The following is a 2,715-nucleotide window of genomic DNA, read 5'->3' as shown; positions in this document are numbered from 1 at the left end:
GTGGGGGGCGGGGCCCCGCCCCGGGCGGGGGGGGCGGGGGGGCGGGGCTGCTCGTGGCCGCACTCGGCGACCGGGCCGGGTTGCCGCTGGTGCCGGTGACGACGGTGCCCTCGTGGGCCGGCCCCTTGGACGTGGTGCTGGTCAGCGGCGACGACGCCGGCGATCCCCGGCTCATCGATGCGGTGGACCGGGCGGTGCGCCGCGGCGCCGAGGTGCTCGTGGCGGCCCCGAACGAAGGTCCGTTGCGGGCCGTGGCCGCCGGTCGCGCCGCCGTACTGGAACCGCGGGTTCCGGTATCGGATGCGAACCGGTTGCTCCGCTATCTGTGCGTGGCAATCGCGGTGTTGCGCACGATAGACCCCGCCCGCTCGGCCGCCGTCCTGCCGGATCTGGCCGATCTCGCCGATGTGCTCGATACCGAGGCCCTGCGCGACGGACCGCAGCACGAGGTGTTCCACAACCCCGCCAAGAACCTGGCCGCCCGCACCCAGCAGCGGGGGCTGATCCTCACCGGCGATACCCCCGCGACCACCGAACTCGCGGTGCACGCCGCGGAGGTGCTGTTGCAGTCGGCCGGCCGCACCGCCACCGCCGTGGACCTGGCGGTGGCGGTGGCCGCGCTCCCCCAATTGGTCGATACCGCCACCGCGGCCGCTCCGGATTACGATCCGCTGTTCCACGACGAGCAGCTCGACGGGCCGCCGCCGGTGGAGAAGAAGCGGGTCTTCTTGTGTAGCACCGATTCCGATACCGCCGCCCTGCGGCGGAAACTGGCCCTGTTCGGCGGGGCGGGCGCCGGGACCGTCGATGCCGACCTGGTGACGGCCGATATCGAAACCGCCCCGGCCGATCCGTCGCGCGCCGAAACCGGCGAACCCGCGCCGGAGCCCGCGCCCCGCCTCGGCGGGGAATTGGAACGGCTGGCGGTGCTGGCGCTGCGCTGGGAGATGACGGCCGCCTATCTGCGGCTCATCGGCGGCCGTGCGGTGGCCGCGGGTGATCCCGGCAGTTACGACGGGGGTCACTACTAGTGCACGAACTCGTGGGTGCGCTGCGCTCGTATGCGTGGGGGTCGCGCACCGCGCTGGCCGAACTCTGCGGCCGTCCCGTCCCTTCGGCGCATCCGGAGGCCGAATTGTGGTTCGGCGCCCATCCCGCCGATCCCGCATATATCCGTACCGGGAACGGTAAACGCTCACTGCTGGAAGTGGTCTCCGCCGAACCCGGCCGGGAACTCGGCGCCGCCGCGACCCGGTTCGACGGCCGGCTGCCGTTCCTGCTGAAGATCCTGGCCGCCGAGGAACCGCTGTCGCTGCAGGCACATCCGAGCGCCCAGCAGGCGGCGGCCGGGTTCGCCCGGGAGAACCGCAACAAGGTGCCGCTCGATTCACCGATGCGCAACTATCGCGACGACAGCCACAAACCGGAATTGGTGGTCGCGCTGGAACGTTTCGAGGCGCTGGCCGGATTCCGCGACCCCGTACGCACGGTGGAGCTGTTCCGCGCATTGGATGTCACCGAACTGGTTCAATACGGCGAACTGTTGGCCGCACAACCGGATTCCGACGGCCTGCGCACCCTGTTCACCAGCTGGATCACCCTGCCGCCCACGGTGCTGGATACGCTGCTGCCGGCGGTGCTGGACGGCTGTGTGCGCTATCTGTCGAATTCCGATCGCGAATTCGCGGCCGTCGCGCAGACCACACTGGAACTCGCCGAAAGCTACCCGGGCGATGCCGGTGTACTGGCCTCGCTGTTGCTGAACCGGATCACCCTGCAACCCGGCCAGGGATTGTTCCTGGCGGCCGGGAACCTGCACGCCTATCTGCGCGGGGTGGCGGTGGAGATCATGGCGAACTCGGACAATGTGCTGCGCGGCGGACTCACCCCGAAACACGTCGATGTCCCGGAACTGCTGAAGGTGCTGGATTTCGAGCCCATCGACCTGCCGCTGGTCCTCCCGGAACCCGCCGGCGACGGCTCGGTGCGCTACCGGACCCCGGCGCCCGAATTCGCGCTGCGCCGCTTCGATATCACCGCGGGTTCGGCCTTGGTCCCGCTCACCGATGCGGGCCCGGGCATCGTCTTGTGCACGGCCGGCTCGGCGCGGCTGCGCGACGGTCACTCCGAGGTCCGGCTCGACCGCGGTACCGCCGCCTGGATCTCGGCCGCCGACACCGATATCCGCGCCCAGGCCGCCGACGGCCCCACCACCCTGTTCTGCGCCTGCGTGGGCTAGCCCGAAGGCCGGATAGCGCCCAGGGCACCCGCAATTCACAAAGCTTCTACAATGCGGAGGCCCTACCTGGCTCACGGAACTTCCCTGGCGTCCTTCCACGAGCTCTCCCCGCGGGCCCGCCTTCATGGTTCGGGGCCCGTCTCGTTCTGGAGCGACGGAGCGGGGGAGCGAAGCGGAGGAGCGGAGGAGTGAAGAACGAGACCAAGGGGAGCCCCGAAACCCCGCGCCGCCGAAGGCGGCGCCATGAGTACAGCACCCGCGCCCCCCGCGGGGGGGCCAATTTAAAAATGTGGGAGAAGTGGGGGGGGGGGTATTATAAATGGGGACAATGGGCGCGGACCCCGCAATACCGGATAGCGCCCGCGGAAATAATTGGTGGGGGGCTGACCCCAGGGCCCCGCCTGCGGCGGCGCGGGGGTTCGGGGCTCCCCTTGGTCTCGTTCTTCACTCCTCCGCTCCTCCGCTTCGCTCCCCCG

2 protein-coding genes are annotated in these 2,715 nt (G+C 70.4%); both read left to right on the top strand.

Annotated elements, in window-relative coordinates:
• Positions 1-1,031: tobH protein (locus QH276_RS18965; protein WP_280406832.1), on the top strand; the 1,031-nt coding region annotated here is incomplete at its 5' end.
• A complete protein-coding gene (gene manA, locus QH276_RS18960) occupies positions 1,031-2,239 on the top strand; it encodes a mannose-6-phosphate isomerase, class I (RefSeq protein WP_280398207.1) in 1,209 nt (402 codons plus the stop codon). The genes QH276_RS18965 and manA, both read left to right, overlap by 1 nt.
• Positions 2,240-2,715 lie beyond the last annotated feature (476 nt).

The sequence above is a fragment of the Nocardia carnea genome, assembly GCF_029869215.1.
Lineage (GTDB): Bacteria > Actinomycetota > Actinomycetes > Mycobacteriales > Mycobacteriaceae > Nocardia > Nocardia carnea_B.
Note: the sequence above shows the minus strand (reverse complement) of the source record. Positions and strands in the feature narration are given on the sequence as shown.